17 protein-coding genes and 1 tRNA gene are annotated in these 15,833 nt (G+C 68.3%); 9 read left to right on the top strand and 9 right to left on the bottom strand.

Annotated elements, in window-relative coordinates; genetic code table 11:
* Nucleotides 1-24: 24 nt before the first annotated feature.
* Together aceE and Aco04nite_RS44425 are read right to left on the bottom strand one after the other, a co-directional pair.
* Nucleotides 25-2,763 carry a pyruvate dehydrogenase (acetyl-transferring), homodimeric type gene (gene aceE, locus Aco04nite_RS44430; RefSeq protein ID WP_213003206.1) on the bottom strand — a complete coding sequence of 913 codons (2,739 nt, stop codon included), beginning with the start codon at nucleotides 2,761-2,763 and terminating at the stop codon, nucleotides 25-27.
* Nucleotides 2,764-2,925: 162 nt separating this feature from the next.
* Nucleotides 2,926-3,327 carry a YjbQ family protein gene (locus Aco04nite_RS44425; RefSeq protein ID WP_203834985.1) on the bottom strand — a complete coding sequence of 134 codons (402 nt, stop codon included), beginning with the start codon at nucleotides 3,325-3,327 and terminating at the stop codon, nucleotides 2,926-2,928.
* A gap of 149 nt (nucleotides 3,328-3,476) precedes the next feature.
* On the opposite strand from Aco04nite_RS44425, the gene Aco04nite_RS44420 reads away from it, so the two are divergent.
* The 4 genes from Aco04nite_RS44420 to Aco04nite_RS44405 all read left to right on the top strand — a co-directional run bounded on the left by Aco04nite_RS44420 (nucleotide 3,477) and on the right by Aco04nite_RS44405 (nucleotide 6,955).
* Entirely contained in the window at nucleotides 3,477-5,744 is a 2,268-nt protein-coding gene (locus Aco04nite_RS44420; RefSeq protein WP_213003205.1) for a thiamine pyrophosphate-dependent enzyme, read from the top strand.
* Between the two features lie 95 nt (nucleotides 5,745-5,839).
* On the top strand, nucleotides 5,840-6,271 hold the full coding sequence (locus Aco04nite_RS44415) for a DUF3052 domain-containing protein (protein WP_203834983.1): 432 nt from the start codon (nucleotides 5,840-5,842) through the stop codon (nucleotides 6,269-6,271).
* A 63-nt stretch (nucleotides 6,272-6,334) separates the two neighbouring features.
* The gene (locus tag Aco04nite_RS44410; protein WP_213003204.1) at nucleotides 6,335-6,799 is read left to right on the top strand and encodes a peroxiredoxin; all 465 of its coding nucleotides are present in this window, start codon (nucleotides 6,335-6,337) and stop codon (nucleotides 6,797-6,799) included.
* Nucleotides 6,800-6,883: 84 nt separating this feature from the next.
* Nucleotides 6,884-6,955, top strand: a tRNA-Val gene (locus Aco04nite_RS44405).
* Between the two features lie 610 nt (nucleotides 6,956-7,565).
* Here the strand turns inward: Aco04nite_RS44405 and Aco04nite_RS44400 are convergent.
* Nucleotides 7,566-7,814 (bottom strand): hypothetical protein, encoded by a 249-nt coding sequence (locus Aco04nite_RS44400; RefSeq protein WP_213003203.1) that lies wholly within the window; start codon nucleotides 7,812-7,814, stop codon nucleotides 7,566-7,568.
* A 225-nt stretch (nucleotides 7,815-8,039) separates the two neighbouring features.
* Here Aco04nite_RS44400 and Aco04nite_RS44395 point away from each other — a divergent pair, with 225 nt between their 5' ends.
* A complete protein-coding gene (locus Aco04nite_RS44395) occupies nucleotides 8,040-8,381 on the top strand; it encodes a hypothetical protein (RefSeq protein WP_213003230.1) in 342 nt (113 codons plus the stop codon).
* Here the strand turns inward: Aco04nite_RS44395 and Aco04nite_RS44390 are convergent.
* The 3 genes from Aco04nite_RS44390 to Aco04nite_RS44380 form a co-directional block, all read right to left on the bottom strand.
* Nucleotides 8,378-8,926: a dihydrofolate reductase family protein gene (locus Aco04nite_RS44390; RefSeq protein ID WP_213003202.1), complete on the bottom strand. Its 549-nt coding sequence runs from the start codon at nucleotides 8,924-8,926 to the stop codon at nucleotides 8,378-8,380. The two genes, Aco04nite_RS44395 and Aco04nite_RS44390, sit on opposite strands and share 4 nt — an antisense overlap.
* Nucleotides 8,927-9,121: 195 nt before the next feature.
* Nucleotides 9,122-9,730 carry a hypothetical protein gene (locus tag Aco04nite_RS44385; protein WP_213003201.1) on the bottom strand — a complete coding sequence of 203 codons (609 nt, stop codon included), beginning with the start codon at nucleotides 9,728-9,730 and terminating at the stop codon, nucleotides 9,122-9,124.
* Between the two features lie 202 nt (nucleotides 9,731-9,932).
* On the bottom strand, nucleotides 9,933-10,550 hold the full coding sequence (locus Aco04nite_RS44380) for a maleylpyruvate isomerase family mycothiol-dependent enzyme (protein WP_213003200.1): 618 nt from the start codon (nucleotides 10,548-10,550) through the stop codon (nucleotides 9,933-9,935).
* 250 nt (nucleotides 10,551-10,800) lie between these two features.
* Between Aco04nite_RS44380 and Aco04nite_RS44375 the strand changes: the two genes are divergently transcribed.
* Entirely contained in the window at nucleotides 10,801-12,000 is a 1,200-nt protein-coding gene (locus Aco04nite_RS44375) for an MFS transporter (protein WP_213003199.1), read from the top strand.
* On the opposite strand, the gene Aco04nite_RS50155 is transcribed toward Aco04nite_RS44375, so the two are convergent.
* Nucleotides 11,989-12,117 (bottom strand): hypothetical protein, encoded by a 129-nt coding sequence (locus Aco04nite_RS50155; RefSeq protein ID WP_369076672.1) that lies wholly within the window; start codon nucleotides 12,115-12,117, stop codon nucleotides 11,989-11,991. The genes Aco04nite_RS44375 and Aco04nite_RS50155 overlap by 12 nt on opposite strands.
* A 32-nt stretch (nucleotides 12,118-12,149) precedes the next feature.
* The gene (locus tag Aco04nite_RS50150; protein WP_369076671.1) at nucleotides 12,150-13,022 is read right to left on the bottom strand and encodes an LbetaH domain-containing protein; all 873 of its coding nucleotides are present in this window, start codon (nucleotides 13,020-13,022) and stop codon (nucleotides 12,150-12,152) included.
* Nucleotides 13,023-13,028: 6 nt separating this feature from the next.
* Here Aco04nite_RS50150 and Aco04nite_RS44365 point away from each other — a divergent pair, with 6 nt between their 5' ends.
* A complete protein-coding gene (locus Aco04nite_RS44365; protein ID WP_213003197.1) occupies nucleotides 13,029-13,526 on the top strand; it encodes a hypothetical protein in 498 nt (165 codons plus the stop codon).
* Between the two features lie 10 nt (nucleotides 13,527-13,536).
* The gene (locus Aco04nite_RS44360; RefSeq protein ID WP_213003196.1) at nucleotides 13,537-14,025 is read left to right on the top strand and encodes a GNAT family N-acetyltransferase; all 489 of its coding nucleotides are present in this window, start codon (nucleotides 13,537-13,539) and stop codon (nucleotides 14,023-14,025) included.
* A 21-nt stretch (nucleotides 14,026-14,046) separates the two neighbouring features.
* Here Aco04nite_RS44360 and Aco04nite_RS44355 read toward each other — a convergent pair whose 3' ends face one another.
* Nucleotides 14,047-14,691, bottom strand: a complete 645-nt coding sequence (locus Aco04nite_RS44355; RefSeq protein WP_213003195.1) for a hypothetical protein — start codon at nucleotides 14,689-14,691, stop codon at nucleotides 14,047-14,049.
* Nucleotides 14,692-14,944: 253 nt separating this feature from the next.
* Between Aco04nite_RS44355 and Aco04nite_RS44350 the strand changes: the two genes are divergently transcribed.
* Nucleotides 14,945-15,808 (top strand): hypothetical protein, encoded by an 864-nt coding sequence (locus Aco04nite_RS44350; RefSeq protein ID WP_213003194.1) that lies wholly within the window; start codon nucleotides 14,945-14,947, stop codon nucleotides 15,806-15,808.
* Nucleotides 15,809-15,833 lie beyond the last annotated feature (25 nt).

Below are 15,833 nucleotides of genomic sequence, written 5' to 3'. Positions count from 1 at the left end.
CATCCCTCCCTTACGCGTTGCTGATCAGCTGTCGCCGCCGGTCTCCCCGACCGGAGCCGCGCTGACGTCGTCGATCGCGTACTTCTTGGCGGCCTCGGCCGGCACGTGCGCCGGGACCTTGCCGCGCAGCGCGAGCTGGCGCAGCGTCGCCACGGCCACCGACTCCGCGTCCACGTGGAAGTGGCGGCGCAGGGCGTGCCGCGTGTCGCTCATGCCGAAGCCGTCCGTGCCCAGCGACGTGTAGTCGTTCGGCACCCAGCGGCTGATCAGGTCGGGGACGGCCCGCATCCAGTCGCTGACCGCGACGACCGGGCCCTCCGTGCCTTCCAGCTTGGTCTGGATGTACGGCTTGCGCCCCGGCTCGCCCGGGTTGAGCAGGTTGTGCTCCTCGGTCTCCACCGCGTCGCGGCGCAGCTCGGTCCACGAGGTCACCGACCAGACATCGGCGCTGACGCCCCAGTCCTGAGCGAGCAGCTCCTGCGCCTTGATCGCCCACTGCATGCCCGTGCCGGAGGCGAGGATCTGCGCCTTCGGACCGGTCGTCTGCGGCGCCGCGGCGTAGCGGTAGATGCCCTTGAGCAGGCCCTCGACGTCGACGTCGGCCGGTTCCGCGGGCTGCAGGATCGGCTCGTTGTAGATCGTCAGGTAGTAGTAGACGTTCTCCTGGTGCTCGCCGTACATCCGGTGCAGGCCACGCTCGACGATATGCGCGATCTCGAACGCGAACGCCGGGTCGTACGCCACCACCGCGGGGTTGGTCGCGGCGATCAGCAGGGAGTGGCCGTCCTCGTGCTGCAGGCCCTCACCGTTGAGCGTGGTGCGTCCCGCGGTCGCGCCCAGCAGGAAGCCCCGGGTCATCTGGTCCGAGGCGGCCCACAGCTCGTCCGCCGTGCGCTGGAAGCCGAACATCGAGTAGAAGATGTACAGCGGGATCATCGGCTCGTCGTGGGTTGCATACGACGTGCCCGCGGCGATGAAGCTGGCGGTCGAGCCGGCCTCGTTGATCCCCTCGTGCAGGATCTGCCCGGTCGTCGACTCCTTGTACGACAGGAAGAGCTCCCGGTCCACCGACGTGTACGTCTGGCCGTGCGGGGAGTAGATCTTCTTCGTCGGGAAGAGCGAGTCCATGCCGAACGTACGCGCCTCGTCCGGGATGATCGGCACCCAGCGGGCCCCGAACTCCTTGTCGCGCATCAGATCCTTGAGCAGGCGTACGAAGGCCATCGTGGTGGCGATCTTCTGCTTGCCCGACCCGCGCTTGACGTCACCGAACGTCTTCGACTCCGGGATCGCCAGCGTCTTCGGCTTGGTGCGCCGGGTCGGCACGTAGCCGCCCAGCTCGCGCCGGCGCTCCTGGAGGTACTGCATCTCGTCGGACTTCGCACCGGGGTGGAAGTACGGCGGGAGGTACGGGTTCTCCTCGAGCTGCTTGTCGCTGATGTCGAGGTAGAGCCGGTCCCGGAAGCCCTTGAGGTCGTCCAGGGTCAACTTCTTCATCTGGTGCGTGGCGTTGCGGGCCTCGAAGTGCGAGCCCAGGGTCCAGCCCTTGATGGTGTGCGCCAGGATGACCGTCGGCTGGCCGGTGTGCTCGGTGGCGGCCTTGTACGCGGCGTAGAGCTTGCGGTAGTCGTGACCACCGCGCTTGAGGTTCCACACGTCGTCGTCGGACATGCCCTCGACCAGCTTGCGGGTGCGCGGGTCACGGCCGAAGAAGTTCTCCCGCACGTACGCGCCGGACTCGCCCTTGTACGTCTGGAAGTCGCCGTCCGGCGTGGTGTTCATCAGGTTGACCAGCGCGCCGTCGGTGTCCTTGGCGAGCAGGGCGTCCCACTCGCGGCCCCAGACGACCTTGATGACGTTCCAGCCGGCGCCGCGGAAGAACGACTCCAGCTCCTGGATGACCTTGCCGTTGCCCCGGACCGGGCCGTCGAGCCGCTGCAGGTTGCAGTTGATCACGAAGGTGAGGTTGTCGAGCTCCTCGCGGGCGGCCAGGCCGATCGCGCCGAGCGACTCGACCTCGTCCATCTCGCCGTCGCCGAGGAACGCCCAGACGTGCTGCTGGCTGGTGTCCTTGATGCCGCGGTTGTGCAGGTAACGGTTGAACCGGGCCTGGTAGATCGCGTTCAGCGGGCCGATGCCCATGCTGACCGTCGGGAACTCCCAGAAGTCCGGCATCAGCCGCGGGTGCGGGTAGCTCGGCAGGCCGCCACCCGGGTGCGACAACTCCTGGCGGAAGCCGTCCAGGTCGTTCTCGGTCAGCCGGCCCTCGAGGTACGCGCGGGCGTACATGCCGGGGGAGGCGTGGCCCTGGAAGAAGATGTGGTCGCCGCCGCCGGGGTGGTCCTTGCCGCGGAAGAAGTGGTTCATGCCGACCTCGTAGAGGCTGGCGCTCGACGCGTAGGTCGAGATGTGACCGCCCACGCCGATCTGCGGGCGCTGCGCGCGGTGCACCAGCATCGCGGCGTTCCATCGGATGTACGCCCGGATGCGCCGCTCCACGAACTCGTCGCCGGGGAACCAGGGCTCCTGCTCGGGCGGGATCGTGTTGATGTAATCGGTCGAGGTCAGGGGCGGGACGCCGACCTGTCGCTCACGGGCGCGTTCCAGCAGGCGCAGCATCACATAACGGGCTCTCTTGGGCCCGGCTTCGTCGATGACTCCGTCGAGCGACTCGACCCACTCGCTTGTTTCCTCGGGGTCGATGTCCGGAAGCTGGCTCGGCAGGCCGTCACTGATCACCGGGCGCTTGCGTTCCGTGGCCACAGGCATTCCTCTTGGTCGGTGTCGGACCGTACGCCCATTGTGTGAGTCGCACGGCAATGGTTCCATCCTGCCCCCTCCCGGTGCCTGTCGTCACGCCTACCGTCCTGCTGCGCGACATGGGACACACGTACTGGGCAGTAACTACTTTTGCTGCTGACTGCTTCATCCCAGAAAACTGAACCGGACCTGGCGTTCGGGGTTGTCGCCGTTCGGGTCGACGAGGCAGATGGACTGCCAGGTGCCCAGCGCGATGCGTCCGCCGATCACCGGCAGTGACGCGTACGGGGGGATCCAGGCAGGGAGAACGTGGTCACGACCATGCCCGCGCGAACCGTGCCGGTGCCGCCACTTGTCCTGCGCCGGCAGCAGCTCGTCGATGGCCGTGAGCAGGTCCTCGTCGGATCCGGCGCCGGTCTCGATGATCGCCAGCCCGGCGGTGGCATGCGGGACGAAGACGTGCAGCAGGCCGTCGCCGCGGCCGCGGACGAACAGCTCCGCTTCGCCCGTGATGTCGCGGACCACCGGCTTCGAACCGGTCCGGACGGTGATCACGGTGGTGTCCATGAGGGGGAAGTCTTACACGGAGACGTTCGTAGCTCACCACGCGGTTGTGCCTGTCCGCAGGCGAACGCGGTTATCCACAGGCGCACGTTATCGACGTCCGTTATCCACAGGACGCGCTTGCGCGGTGGCGGGGGTGGCCAAGGTCGGCAATGCTGGTTCGCGTGACCACGCCTCAACAACTCGACGAGCGTTTCCGCGACGCGGTCTCGGCCTTGCAGCCGCGCGACCCGATGCGCGCGCCCGGCGAACCGGTCCGCGAAGGTTCCGCACTCACCGGTGAGCGGGCCCGGGAGCTCTTCGACGCCCAGCTCACCAGCCGCCACCTCGACCTCGCCGCGCGCTGGCTGCGCAGCTTCAACGAGGGTTTCTACACCATCGGGTCGTCCGGCCACGAGGGAAACGCCGCCGTCGCGGCCGTGCTGCGCCCGGACGATCCTGCCCTGCTCCACTACCGCTCCGGCGCTTTCTACTGTGTCCGCGCTGCTTCAGCTGCTTCTGCAGGGGATTTCCTTCTGGATGCCGCCCGCGACGTCCTCCGCGGCATCGTGGCCTCCTCGCTGGAGCCGATCTCCGGCGGCCGGCACAAGGTCTTCGGCCGGTCCGATCTGGCGATCATCCCGACGACGTCCACCATCGCCTCGCACCTGCCGCGGGCGGTCGGCCTCGCGCTGGCCCCCTCGCTCAAGGGCGCCGACTCCTCCTGGCCCGCCGACGCGATCGTGGTCGCGTCGTTCGGCGACGCGTCGGTCAACCACGCCACGGCCACCGCCGCGTTCAACACCGCCGGCTACTACGAGCATCTCGGGCAGGACCTACCGCTGCTGCTGGTCTGCGAGGACAACGGCTTCGGCATCAGCGTCTCCTCGCCCGAGGGCTGGGTGGCCGCCGCGCTCAGCTCGCGCCCCGGCCTGCGCTACTTCGCCGCCGACGGCACCGATCTGGCCGCCGCCTACGACACCGCCCGAGAAGCCGCCGACTGGGTTCGTGAGCAGCGCAAACCCGCCGTCCTGCACCTGTCCGTGGTGCGGCTGATGGGGCATGCGGGGGCGGACGCCGAGGTGGCCTATCGCGCGGCCGACGAGATCAGCCGCGACCTGGCCCGCGATCCTCTGATCGGCACCGCGCGCCTGCTGATCGAGGGCGGGTTCGCCACGCCCGACGACCTGATCTCGCGTTACGACGAGCTCGGCTGGCAGGTCCGCAAGGTGGCCGAGGAGGTGCTCGGGGAGCCCAAGCTCGCCACCGCGGCGGAGGTCGCGGCGCCGCTGGCCACCCGGCGCCCATTGCGTACCTCGAAACACATCACCGACACCGCCACCCGGGCCAACGGGGCCGGTTCGGCGCTGCGCTCCCAGGCCTTCGGCGGGAAACTGCCCGAACGGGCAGGCCCGCTGACCCTCGCCCAGACGATCAACGCCACCCTGACCGACGCGCTGCTCGCCCATCCGGGAGCGCTGCTCTTCGGCGAGGACGTCGCGGTCAAGGGCGGTGTCTACGGTGTGACGAAGAACCTGCGCGAGCGTTTCGGGGCCACCCGGGTCTTCGACACCCTGCTCGACGAGACATCCATCCTCGGCCTCGGCCTGGGCGCCGGGCTCGCCGGCCTGCTCCCGATCCCCGAGATCCAATATCTGGCATATCTGCACAACGCCGAGGACCAGCTCCGCGGCGAGGCGGCCACCATGGCGTTCTTCTCGCAGGGAGCGTTCCGCAACCCGATGGTGGTGCGCGTCGCCGGCCTCGCCTACCAGCAGAATTTCGGCGGCCACTTCCACAACGACAACTCGGTCGCCGTCCTGCGCGACGTGCCCGGCCTGGTGCTGGCCGTCCCCTCCCGCCCGGCCGACGCGGCCCCGCTCCTGCGCTCCTGCCTGGCCGCCGCGGCCGTGGACGGCACGGTGAGCGTGTTTCTCGAGCCCATCGCGCTCTACCACACCCGCGACCTGTTCCAGCAGGGAGACAACGAATGGCTCGCCCCCTACGCGCCGCCCGGCGACTGGGTCGGCGCGCACATCCCCGTCGGCCGCGCCCGCACCTATCCGGTCGGCTCGGCGGAGGACCTCACGATCCTGACCTTCGGAAACGGCGTGCGCATGTCGCTGCGCGTCGCCGCCCAACTCGCCGCGGAAGGATACGGTTCCCGGGTGGTGGATCTGCGCTGGCTGAGCCCGCTCCCGGTTGCCGACCTCGTCCGCGAGGCCTCGGCGACCGGCCGGGTCCTCATCGTCGACGAAACCCGCCGCTCAGGCGGGGTCGGCGAGGGAATTCTGGCCGCTCTGGTGGACGGCGGATTCGTCGGCGCGGTCCGCCGGATCGCCTCGGTTGATTCACCCGTTCCGCTCGGTCCGGCAGCGCAACTGGTCCTGATCGGGGAAGATGCCATCACACAGGGTGCCCATGCCCTGCTGACGCGATAGATTGCCACACACTCGGTGCGCCACTTGCGCACAAGGCGCCGAGTGTGTGGACTACCCCCACAAAGTTGTCGTGAACAGCAAGGAGGAATTAGACAGTGAGCGCGACCGCTGGTCAGGCCGACGGCGTACGCAGCCTGGCGGACCGGTTCGGCTTCGAGCCGAGCATGGTGGTCATGGAGATGGGCTACGACGATGACGTAGACGAGGATCTCCGTGATGCCCTGACCGAACGCGTGGGCGAGTTGGTCGACGAGGACACCGATGAGGTGGTCGACGCGGTACTGCTTTGGTACCGCGACGGCGACGGTGACCTGTTCGAACTGCTCACGGACGCTTTGAGCCCCCTAGCCGACAGTGGCGTGGTGTGGCTCCTGACCCCCAAGGCAGGCCGCGACGGCCATGTCGAACCCAGCGAGGTCAGCGAGAACGCGCCGGCCGCCGGCCTTCAGCAGACCTCCACGGTGAACGCGGGCACGGACTGGACCGCTGCCCGCCTGGTGTCCTCCCGCGGGGCGAAGAAGAAGTAACCCTTCCGCTTCGTCAGCCGCGCGGTACCAGCCGCCGCGCGGCCTTTTGGCTATCGTTGACCGATGCCGATCGACGTGGGCACAGAGGCGCCGGACTTCACGCTCAAGGACCAGAACAACCAGGAGGTCACCCTCTCGGACTTCCGCGGCCGCAAAGCCGTACTCCTGGTCTTCTACCCCTTGGCGTTCTCCGGCACCTGCCAGGGCGAGCTCTCAGAGATCCAAGAGCACTACTCTGAGTACTCGAACGACTACATCCAGGTGTTGACGGCAAGTGTCGACTCCACCTACAGCCACAAGATCTGGGCAGACCGCGAGGGCTTCACCTTCCCGCTCCTCGCGGACTTCTGGCCGCACGGCGCGGTCGCCCAGTCCTACGGCGTCTTCAACACCCAATCCGGCTTCGCTAACCGCGGCACCTTCATCATCGACAAGGAAGGCGCCGTCCGCTACGCCCAGATGCAAGGCCCCGGAGAAGCCCGCGACCAGACCACCTGGCGCGAAACCCTCAAGGACCTCATCCTCTGAAGCCGGAGAAGACCCACCAGCCCCACCAAGGTAAGATAACCACTCCGGTACGCCCCGCGCCCTGACGAGCGCGGGGACGGAGCCGGGCGCGTAGCTCAGTGGGAGAGCACTCGCCTTACAAGCGAGGGGTCGTAGGTTCGAAACCTACCGCGCCCACGAGAGTCGGAGGACTCTGTCCGCGTAACGCTCGGACCTGGGACTCTCGTTATGTTTGCTCCGGGGGCCGAGCCCCCGGACACCCCGCGTTGCGGTCGTCGCGCTGGGTGGATTGGTCGCGCTGCGTTGTGGTGGTCGCGCTGCGTTGTGGTGGTCGCGCTGCGTTGTGGTGGTCGCGCTGGGTGGGGTGGTCGCGCTGCGTTGTGGTGGTCGCGCTGCGTTGGTGGGTGGTCTTCGCTTCGCTCGAGCAGCGCTGGGTTGGGCGCGTTTTCGCCTTCGCGGGCCTGGGGATTTGCCTTATTAGGGCAGGTCCAGGAATTCCCGGAATTGGGCTTCCACGGTGTTCATCGTGTCGGGGGAGACGAAGCCCTGGTTGTCGCGGATGACCTTGCGGTCAAGGATCTGGACAACGCTGTGGATCCGGACGAATGCCCCGCTCAGGGGTCGACTGGGCTGAGGCGGACTGCCAGCTGGTTTGGGTGCGGGACGTCGCGCACGACAGCGAGGGCCCATACGGCTAATTACTCGACGGAGTTGTATTCGTCGTTGCTGATAATCAGGACGTGGTGTTGACTACTGCCGCGCAAAAGTGTCCAGATCTGGCCGCGGTTCACCACTGCGCGTCGCGGAGTGCGATGTCGTTGCTGCTTTCGATCAGGGCGGCGTCTGTACCGGCTTGATCCGTGGTGCGCCGCCGTAGGTATTCCCCGTAGGCCACGGCGGCACTGCGTTGGCGTGCGCGCCGAGCCTCGGGGAGCATTTGGCGGACAGCTTCGGTCACGGCGGCGGAGGCGTTGCCTTGGGCTTGCAAGAAAGCGGCTACGTCGTCGGGAACGCTGATGCTCAGCTTGACGGTCATACTTTTATGCTGCCAAGCGAAGCCAATCATCGTACGTCGTCGTCGCTGCCGCTGCTGCTGCTGCTCTGCTCCAGCCGGTGCCCGCGTTCGCCGCACCGCAGTGGTCTCAATTTCGGTCTCAGTCGACACCGTCCTTGGATATGGAGGGTCTCTCGTGGCTGGTGGATATGGGCGGACGTGGGGTGGGGGTTCTGAGAGACTCGCGCGGTGGATGGGGAGCTGGATGTGCCGGTGTTGACCTTGTGGCGGCCTACCGGGCCGACGGAGGTCGAGCTTGTGCGGGCTACGGGGTGGCGGCGCTGGCCTCCGCGGCTGCCGGAGCAGCCGATCTTCTATCCAGTTCTCAATGAGGACTACGCGATCAAGATTGCGCGGGACTGGAATGTGCCGGCCTCGGGCGTGGGCTACGTGACCCGGTTCGAGCTGGACGCAGCGTTCGCTGACCGCTACCCCGTGCGTCGGGCGGGCGGGTCGACGATCCTCGAGCTCTGGGTTCCCGCCGAGGAACTGGACGAGTTCAACGATCACATCGTCGGCGAGATCAAGGTCATCCACGAATTTCGCTAGCGCGCGGGCGGCCGGTATTCGAGCAGCACGATCCGCGAATCCAGCACCTCCGTCCCGGCAAGCTCGAACCCGCCGCGGGCGAATCCGTCGAACGCGGGCTCGCGGCCGTCGACGCCCATCATCATCGGGAAGACCATCACCCTCAGCCGGTCGACCAGGCCGAGCTCCACGAGCCCTCGCACGAGCGAAAGGCTCCCGATCGTCCGCAACACGACGTCGGACTCGCGCTTGAGTGTCCCGATCCCGTCGGCAAGATCCCTGACCAGGCGGGTGTTCTGCCAGTCGAGCGGCCCGTGCAACGTACGCGAGACCACGACCTTGGGTGTCTCGTTCGTCTTCATGCTGTTCGCGTCCGTAGCCGTGACCGAGAACCCCGCCATGAGCTCATAGGTCACCCGCCCCATCACCAGAACCTGCGGACGCCCGACCTCCCGCGTGATCCAGGCGTCCAGCTCCTCCCCGCCGTACCCGAAATAGGGCCCCACCTCGACCCCGCGGGCAAACCCATCGATCGACACGAACAAATCAGCGATCAGCTCAGCCATCACTCCTCCATCCACCCGCAACAGAGCCGCAACCTATCGCCCGGCCGGGCCGGCAGAGCCTCGATGCTCCACAGACCACCCACCGTGGGTACGCCGGCACATCACTCGCTGCGGCAGTCATCCCAGCCAGCCGCCAACTGCCGGACGTTCAGGTGCAGGGCCGGCCGGCATACCCAGCCGGCCCTGCACCTCTTGTCAGTTAGCCCCGGCCGTGACCTCCAACTCCTGCCCGGCAGACACGGCCTCCTCCGGCAGCGGCGCTCCGTCGCGAGTGGTATCCCCGTCGGGAGGGGCTTCCCTCTCCCGACGACCGTCTCGATCGCGGTAGACCGAGCCGGTGTCCGACTCGAGCTCACCCAGGCTTTCCAGCCGGGCCCGGATGCCGCCGCGGCTGCGGCCGAACTCCTCCATCAGAACTCGTTCGGTCGCGCCCTCCCGGAAGAGTGCGACGAGGCGAGCGTCATCCGTGTCGGACCAGCGGGCACCCCGATTGGGATAGCGCCGTGGCTTGTCCGTCACCACGGTGGCCTTGGCCTGTTTGCGTTGGACGCGGAGGGCGGCAATGCCGGCCAGGGTCGACGTCAGCGCGTCGGCCACGGCCGGCAGGTCGTGCGGTGAGATCCCACCGCTGATCTCGCTCACCACCTTGCCGTCCGGATCCCAGCCGGCCAGCACGAGGCTGACCTGCTCTTCTCCCGTCCCGGTCGCGGTGATCTGGTAGGTGTGGGCACCGACGGTCAGGTGTCGTTCCAACGTGGTGTGCGGGCGCCGGTCGTGCTCCGACGCGTGCTCGATGTCGTTCATGCAGCGACCGTATGGCGCCCCACCGACAGTTTTTCCCGGGCGTGTCCGCCTCCCCGGCGTGTCCTGTCAGACACCTGACGAAGGCCGCCGAAGGGCTGCAAAAGTCGTCACGCCGAGCCACAATGGACGGGCGGCAAGACACGATGATCCGCCCAGGCGCCCCAGATCTGCGGGAAGCACCAGATCGCCGGAGCGCGCGAGATCACTTGACGCGGCTGCTGAGGATTCGCACGCCGGGGCCGTCCAGTTCGGAAAGCACCGCACGTCTGCCACACATGGCCATGAGCAGCGCCTCTGCCGGCCCCGCGACCAACGGACCCGTCCCGGAGAACCAGTTGAGATCAGAAGCCTCGAATCGCAGTCCCGCCAGGCGACGCCTCGGCGCGAAACCGAACGCCTTCCCACTGACCATGAACTCCAGCGACACCTTCAACCGGTCGAGCAGCAGACCATGAGGCAGACCGAGCGGGCGTCGCATGTCCTGGCCGTGCACCTGCAGATCGGTCAGCTGCCCGGGATACCCCACCAGAGGCGGCTTGAAGTCGTTGTAGGCGTTGTCGCGCAGCGCCTGCGCGAGTTCGGCCACTGGGCGATCCGCCGTACGCACCGCCGCGCGCGAGTTCCATTTGTGCAGGTTGAGCCCGCTCGACACGAGCAGACGCAGGTCCGGTTTACCCAGCGCGGCAAGCAGGTGCCCGGCAACCTCCTGCACGGTCCAGTCGCCGCAGAGGCTGGCAGCGCCGAGCTGATTCGGCTGCAGCGAGTCGAGCAGATCGGCGATACGGCGACGCTCGTCGGCGATTGCGGCACGGATGTCCATCCGCGGAAGGCTAGCGACAACCCACCACGTCAACAGCCCCAAGCCCAACGACATGCAAAAGATCACCAACCTTTGGTGTACGCCCGGAGCGCACTCGCCGTACCCAGCAGCAACGGAGCCCGTGGTCTACAGCGACTCCCCAAGCTGTCACCGGTGAGCACCGTGGTGCTGTCCGCCGCCCACGCAGCCGTCTTTCACAGACCTGAGCGCCGGTCTGTACAGACTCGATCCCAACGGCGAGAGTCGATGGATGGCCGATGCGACCGCAACCCTGTGGCGCAACCGGGAGTTCAATCTGCTCTGGGTCAGCCAGTCCCTTTCCGACATCGGCACGGCGGTCTCCGGCCTGGCAGTCCCGCTGCTCATCCTCGCGCTGACCCAATCGCCCGTCCGCGCGGGCCTGGTGGGCACGATCGGACTGGTCGTGACGGTGCTGTCGCGGCTGCCCGCCGGAGTGCTCGCCGACCGGTTCGACCGGCGCCGGATCATGCTGGTCTGCGATGCGGTGCGGCTGGTCGCCTACCTGGTCCTCGGCTTCGCGGTGCTCCACCACCAGGCGTCATTCGCCCTCGTGGTCGCGGTGGTCGTGGTGGCATCGGTGGGAAACGCCTTCTTCGGTACGGCGGAGCACTCATCGCTGCGCACGATCGTCCCGTCAGTGCAGCTACCGACGGCGGTCGCACGCAACGAGGCGCGGGCATACGGCACCACACTCGCCGGCCCGCCGCTGGGTGGCCTGCTGTTCGGAGTGGCGCACGCGCTGCCGTTCTTCGGCGACGCCATCACGTTCCTCGCGTCGATGATCGGCGTCCTGATGGTCCGTCGCCCCCTGCAGGAGGACCGCGAGGCCGAAACCTCCGGCCACCTGACAGCGCTCGCGGAGGGCTTCCGATTCGTGATCGGCAACCCGTTCCTGCGCACGATCGTGCTGGTCGTCGCCCCGCTGAACCTAGCCCTGCACGGCATCATCTTCACCATCATCGTGACGATGCAGACCCACCACAAACCCCCGGCCATCATCGGCACAGTCGAGACAGTCATCGGAATCGGCGGCCTTCTCGGCGCCGTCCTGGCCCCAGCCCTGCACCGCCGCCTGGCCTTGCCCGCCCTGATCCGAGCCGTCTGCTGGACAGCAGCCCTCCTGATGTCAGCCAGCGCCCTGGTGACCGACAGCGTGGCAGCAGCAATCCCCCTAGGCCTCGCAGTCCTCCTGGGCCCAGCAACCAACGCCGCCCTCTTCGGCCACCAAGCAGCAATAACCCCCGACCGCCTCCAAGGCCGAGTAGTCAGCGTCATCATCGTCCTGGCCACCTCCATAGCCGCCGCAGCCCCCCTCCTAGCCGGCGTCCTCATCACCGCCCTGGGCCCCGCCACCACCGTCCTAACCTTCGCCTCCCTGGTCATCTGCGCCGCAATAGCAGCCTCATCCACCACCGCCCTACGCCCCTGACACCCCACCAGACCCCGCCTTGCTCAGCCCCGCCTTGCTCAGCTCCGCCTTGCTCAGCTCCGCCTTGCTCAGCTCCGCCTTGCTCAGCCCCGCCTTGCTCAGCCCCGCCTTGCTCAGCCTTGCTCGGCCCTGCCTTGCCCTGCCCTGCCCTACTCGGCCCAGCCGGCGACGCCCGGTCCACCCGTGTCTGGCACGGCCCGGCCTTTATATGCCTGGCCCGGCTCGACTGCGCCCGGCTCGACTGCGCCCGGCTCGACTCGGCCTGGCTCGGCTCGGCTCGGCCGTGCTCGGGCGTAGTTCCGCTTGATCTGCCCTGCCCCAGGCCCGACCGCTCCGTCGACCCAACCCGGCCCGATCCGACTGCCCGGCCCGGCCCGGCCCGATCCGACTGCCCGGCCCGGCCCGGCCCGGCCCGGCCCGGCCCGGCCCGACTGCCCGACCCAACCCGGCCCGATCCGACTGCCCGGCCCGATCCGACTGCCCGGCCCGATCCGACTGCCCGGCCCGATCCGACTGCCCGGCCCGATCCGACTGCCCACCCCGGCCCGACCCGACTGCCCACCCCGGCCCGACCCGACTGCCCGGCCCGGGTCGACGGGGGTGGGCTGGCTTGGTCGAGCCTTTCGATTGGGGCCGGCTTTGCGTTGGCTGGTTCTTAATGCGTTGGGGAGGTGCGGAGGGTGGGTTTCAATGGGGCGATGAGTGAAGATCTTGGGCCGTCGAGGGCGGTGCTGCGGGCGTTTGGGGCTGTTGGGGAGCCTGTTCGGCTGGCTGGGGGGAAGGGCGGGGCCTGGCGGGTGGGGGATGTTGTTGTGAAGCCTTCGGAGGGGGATGCGGAAGTTCGGTGGCGGGCTGGGGTGCTGGCTGGGTTGGCGGAGTCGTCGGAGTTTCGTGTTGCGCGGCCGGTGCGGGCGGCTGATGGTGACTGGGTGGCGGGTGGGTGGGAGGCGACCTGGCTTGTGGCGGGGGAGCCTGATCAGCGGCGGGTTGTGGAGGTTGTGCGGGCTGGGGAGGCGTTTCATGCGGCGGTGGCCGGGGTGGCTCGGCCGTCCTTTTTGGATACGCGGTGGAATCCGTGGGGGAACGGGGAGTGGCTGGCTTGGGAGCCCGTCGACTCGGCTGGGCATGGCATGAAAACGGTTGTCCGGCGGCCGAGTGCTCTGCTGGATGAGTTGCTGGCGGTTCGGGTGCCGGTGGTGATGGTGGAGCAGATTGTGCATGCGGATCTGCTGGGGAATGTTCTTTTTGCTGAGGGGTTGCCGCCGGCGATCATCGACTGGGCTGCTTACTGGCGGCCGGCGGCTTGGGCGTCGGCTGTTGCTGTTGTTGATGCGATGGTGTGGCACGGGTTCGATTTTGGGCTGGCGCGGCGGTGGGCGGGGGTGCCCGATTGGGGGCAGTTGCTGGTTCGGGCAGCGATATTTCGGCTGGCTACGTGGGGTGCGGCGGGGTGGTCCGCTGAGCCGCAGGAGGCGTACGGGCCGGTGACCCGGGACGTCGTCGAGTTTGTCAGGGGTGGCGGTTAGGGTCGCTGGTGTGACTGAGATTCGGCTCGAAGTGATGACCCAGGTTCAATACGAGCAGTATCGCGAGTCGGCTGAGAAGGGGTATGCGAAGCAGGTCACGGAGTCCGGGGACATGTCGTCGGAGGAGGCTGCAGAGAAGGCCTCGCGGGACTATGCGCGGATTTTGCCCCATGGCATGCAGACCGATGATCAGCACTTCTTCCAGGCCTATGTCGGCGACGACGCGGTGGGCATGATCTGGTACAGCATCACCCCGGGGGCTGCCGGTTCGAAGGCATGGATCTATGACTTCGAGGTGGGTGAGCACTTCCAGCGGCGCGGTTACGGGCGGGCGATCATGCGGGCGGGTGAGGAGTTCTGCCGGTCTCGGGGGGTGGCTTCGATCGGGCTCAACGTGTTCGGGGGGAATGACGGGGCCCGGGCGCTCTACGAGCAGGAGGGCTACGAGATCACCGCGTTGCAGATGCGCAAACATCTGGGTGGGCCGGAGAGCCGGTGAGCGGCTGCCGGGGCGGCGGGACTAGTGGGGAGAGGGCGCAACCCGGTCGAGGCCGAGGGCGTCGGTGACCAGGGCCAGGAGGTCGTTCTCCCGCAGGGCCGGGTCAACCTCGATCACGCGGAGATTCAGGCGGCGCGCCTCGGTGCGGAGTTGATCGGTGAACAGCCGGTCGCGGGTGAGCAGGTTCTCGAGGGCCTTCGCCGGGTTCGACGTGCGGCCCGCTATCTGCCAGGTGGAGCCGCGGCTGGTGAATGCGGCGCGGCGGAAGGCGGGGGTGGGTAGGAGCCAGACCGCGTGGTGAGGTGCGGGGAGCAGGGGTTCGACCAGGTGGGGGAGTAGGCGGAAGCCCTCGGCCAGCAGCGGTGGGTGTGGTGGGAGGGCTCCGAGGTCTTCGGTGATCAGGGGGAAGGCCTCGCCGCGGTACCAGTGGAATGTCGTGAGCATGACTTCCGGGCTGCGGTTGAGCCAGCGGTCGTCCATGTCCATCGCCATGAAGTCGTGCAGCAGCGGAGCCTCGATGGGACTGCTGCGAGCGGCGTGATCGGTCATCACGTCGTCGGTGGCGTAGAGGCGGAGTCCGAGCGAGTGGGCGATGCGGCGGGCGATGGTTGATTTGCCCGCGCCGGAGCCGCCGCCGATCCAGTAGACGTGCTGCAAGGTGACCACGTTGACAGTTTGATGCACCCGCGCTGCACCCTGGCCTGTCTCAGGTCGGGGCAGGGCCGCCCGATTCTTCAGGCATCTGCGGACGGCTCCGCAGGTGAGCGGGCCCGGCTGTAAACCCCCTCGGCGGTCGGGCCCGCTCAGCTCTCGTCACCGAGACGAGCTGCGACCAGTCGAGCCGAGACCAGACGAGGCGAGACCGGCCGAGGCGAGATCAGTCGAGGCGGGACCAGACGAGACCGGAAGGGGCGTGGCCGTGACCGCTCCCCGGGCTCGCGAGCTTTATATCGGTGCTGATCACGAGAAGACCGTCGTCTCCGCGTACCCGTTGAGGATGCGGACCGGGCGCGCCCGACGTTACCGGTTCGGGTCGGTGACCGAGGTTGTGCCGCGTACGCCGAGTGGGCGTACCCGGGAGCAGCGGATCAAGGTCTCTTCCGAGCTGGCGCTGGTGCTGCTGGTGGTTTGTGCGGTGCTGACGCTTGTCGACGTGCCGTGGGCGGTGGCGGCTTCCGGGTCGCTCGCGCTGGTTGCTTTTGTCGCGGCCCGGCAGGCGCGGGCGGCCAAGGTCGGGACGCTGGCGTTGCCGCGTGAGGAGGGCGCGTTCGTTCTGCATGCGGAGCAGGAGCGCGCGGCTTTCGGCCGTGCGGTGGCAACTGCTCGACGGGTACGCAGGACTTGGCCCGCCCTGCACCACATGGTCGACGCCGCCGAGGCGGACCGGAGCCTGACCGCCGCGTTGGGTGAGCTCGCGGCGACCCTGTCCCGCCGGCAGCAGATTCGCCGGCTCCGGGACGAGCTCTACGACGCTGCCGGGCACGGGCTTCCGGGGGAGAGCCCGGCCGCGATGGCCCTGACCGAGCAGCGGACCCGCGTCGAGGAGCTGTGGCAGGTCAGTGGCGCGGACGCCAACCGGATCCTGGCGAGCATCCACGCGGCCGCCGTGGCCGGCGAGAACCTCATCCACGAGCAGCGTGTCCACGAGACCGCCCGGGAGGCTGAGCTGGCGATCTCCCGCCTGACCGCCACGGGTACGCCCACCACGAACGCAGGCCCGGAACTCGCCGAACGCACCGCCGCCGTGATCGCCGCCTACCGCGAACTGGCCGCCGCCAACTAAACCGCCGCCAACCGTGCCGCGCCCC

Source organism: Winogradskya consettensis, from assembly GCF_018332715.1.
GTDB lineage: Bacteria > Actinomycetota > Actinomycetes > Mycobacteriales > Micromonosporaceae > Actinoplanes > Actinoplanes consettensis.
Note: the sequence above shows the minus strand (reverse complement) of the source record. Positions and strands in the feature narration are given on the sequence as shown.

Coding starts and splice junctions, on each gene's coding strand:
- Aco04nite_RS44425 (WP_203834985.1), bottom strand. CDS start 3,327: ATGGACACCACCGTGATCACCGTCCGGACCGGTTCGAAGCCGGTGGTC.
- Aco04nite_RS44420 (WP_213003205.1), top strand. CDS start 3,477: ATGCTGGTTCGCGTGACCACGCCTCAACAACTCGACGAGCGTTTCCGC.
- Aco04nite_RS44410 (WP_213003204.1), top strand. CDS start 6,335: ATGCCGATCGACGTGGGCACAGAGGCGCCGGACTTCACGCTCAAGGAC.
- Aco04nite_RS44400 (WP_213003203.1), bottom strand. CDS start 7,814: ATGACCGTCAAGCTGAGCATCAGCGTTCCCGACGACGTAGCCGCTTTC.
- Aco04nite_RS44390 (WP_213003202.1), bottom strand. CDS start 8,926: ATGGCTGAGCTGATCGCTGATTTGTTCGTGTCGATCGATGGGTTTGCC.
- Aco04nite_RS44385 (WP_213003201.1), bottom strand. CDS start 9,730: ATGAACGACATCGAGCACGCGTCGGAGCACGACCGGCGCCCGCACACC.
- Aco04nite_RS44380 (WP_213003200.1), bottom strand. CDS start 10,550: ATGGACATCCGTGCCGCAATCGCCGACGAGCGTCGCCGTATCGCCGAT.
- Aco04nite_RS44375 (WP_213003199.1), top strand. CDS start 10,801: ATGGCCGATGCGACCGCAACCCTGTGGCGCAACCGGGAGTTCAATCTG.
- Aco04nite_RS50150 (WP_369076671.1), bottom strand. CDS start 13,022: ATGAAACGCCTCCCCAGCCCGCACAACCTCCACAACCCGCCGCTGATC.